Origin of the sequence: Corynebacterium sp. HMSC078A10 (assembly GCF_001811565.1) — a bacterium.
GTDB classification, from domain to species: domain Bacteria; phylum Actinomycetota; class Actinomycetes; order Mycobacteriales; family Mycobacteriaceae; genus Corynebacterium; species Corynebacterium hesseae.
In genome coordinates, this window is sequence record NZ_KV805223.1 from 1 (window position 1) to 365 (window position 365).

Here is a 365-nt window from a genome sequence, read left to right on the forward strand (position 1 = left end):
CCGGCTTCCTTCTCTTCCTCGTCGGTAGCACCATCACCATCATCATCGGTGTCAGTAACATCCGGCTTGCCATCACCATCGGTATCACGCTGAACCGTGATCACCTTATCTTCCTTGGCGACTACCTTGCCGTCCTTGTCAGTGATGGTGACCGTGACAGTAACGTCACGCTCCTCCTCATCCTTACCCCAGTCAAGCTTGTCCGGGATACCAGTAACCTTACCCGTCTCCGGATCAACCGTCAGGCCACCAGGCAGGTTCTCAACCTCAACCTTGCCACCCTCCGGAACATCCTTAGCGGTATCAAACGGATCAGCCTCCTGACCCTCAACAACAGTGACCTTATCCGTCACAACAGAAGCATC

At 54.5% G+C, this 365-nt stretch carries 1 protein-coding gene; it reads right to left on the reverse strand.

Features of this window, described 5'->3' with window-relative positions:
• Positions 1-353, reverse strand: a 353-nt coding sequence (locus tag HMPREF2808_RS10210; protein ID WP_168165078.1) for a putative Ig domain-containing protein, incomplete at its 3' end; no start/stop codon positions are given.
• Positions 354-365 lie beyond the last annotated feature (12 nt).